This window comes from Mesorhizobium sp. M7A.F.Ca.US.006.04.2.1 (genome assembly GCF_004022915.1).
Classification (GTDB): Bacteria; Pseudomonadota; Alphaproteobacteria; order Rhizobiales; family Rhizobiaceae; genus Mesorhizobium; species Mesorhizobium ciceri.
Genome location: NZ_RZQA01001388.1, coordinates 1 through 942, shown reverse-complemented (window position 1 = coordinate 942; position 942 = coordinate 1). Strand labels below are relative to the sequence as shown.

Below are 942 nucleotides of genomic sequence, written 5' to 3'. Positions count from 1 at the left end.
GTGTGGATGACGTCGCCACCCTTGCCGGCGGCCAAGGCCGTCGAGACGATCGTCGGATAGTTCTCGTCCGGGAAGGACTCGAACTTCACATGGATGTCCGGGTTGGCCTTGGTGAAATCGGCGAAAAGTTCGTTGTAGGCGGCCTTGTCTTCCTGGCGCCAGGTCCAGAACGAGATGTCGGTGGCATGCGCCACGCTGGCTGCCAATCCCCATGCGAAAGACGCGGCCGCGAGGGCCAGCCCAATCCTTCTCCTGCTCATGTTGCAATCTCCCAATCGCGCTTGATGCGCTTTTTACGACGATTATCAAATCATAGTTCTTGCCGTCTGGAAAGATAGTTTGTAAAGTTTCCTAACTAATGTGGATTGGACGCGGCAGCCCGGCTTGCGCGGTGGATATGGTGACCCAGAAAATCATTGCAGGCGTGGATATAGGCGGCACCAAGACGCGCATCATGGCGTGCCAGGGCGAGCGCATCGCCGACGAGGTGCTGGTGACGGAGAGCTGGCGCATTCGCCAGATGGAGACTGATGCCGAGACACTGGCTGGGATCGTCGCGGGATTGTGCGGCGGGGTCGCGCCCGCTGTGCTGGCCGTTGGCGCGCATGGCTGCGACACGGGTGAACAATGCCTTCGCTTCCAGGCTCTGCTGGCAAGCAGGACCGGTGGTGCGGTGCAGGTGGTCAACGATGCCGAGCTGATGGTTCCTGCCGCTGGCTACATCGACGGCATCGGCGTCGTCTCCGGCACAGGCTCGATCGCGGTGGCACGCACGGCCGATGGCAAGATGCTGGCAGCCGGTGGCTGGGGCTGGATCCTTGGCGACGAGGGCAGCGCGCCGGCATTGGTGCGCGAGGCGGCGAAAGCAATCCGGCACAGCCTCGACCGGGGCCAGGATGGTGACCCGCTGATTGCCGGGCTGATGCGCGAACTGGGTACAGA

General features: G+C 62.5%; 2 protein-coding genes. One reads left to right on the top strand and one right to left on the bottom strand.

Annotation, left to right across the window (positions count from 1 at the left end; translation table 11 throughout):
- Nucleotides 1-260, bottom strand: a 260-nt coding sequence (locus EN925_RS37510; RefSeq protein WP_128337446.1) for an extracellular solute-binding protein, incomplete at its 3' end; no start/stop codon positions are given.
- 137 nt (nt 261-397) lie between these two features.
- On the opposite strand from EN925_RS37510, the gene EN925_RS37505 reads away from it, so the two are divergent.
- Nucleotides 398-942 (top strand): BadF/BadG/BcrA/BcrD ATPase family protein (locus tag EN925_RS37505; protein WP_348630393.1); only part of this gene is annotated, 545 nt, incomplete at its 3' end.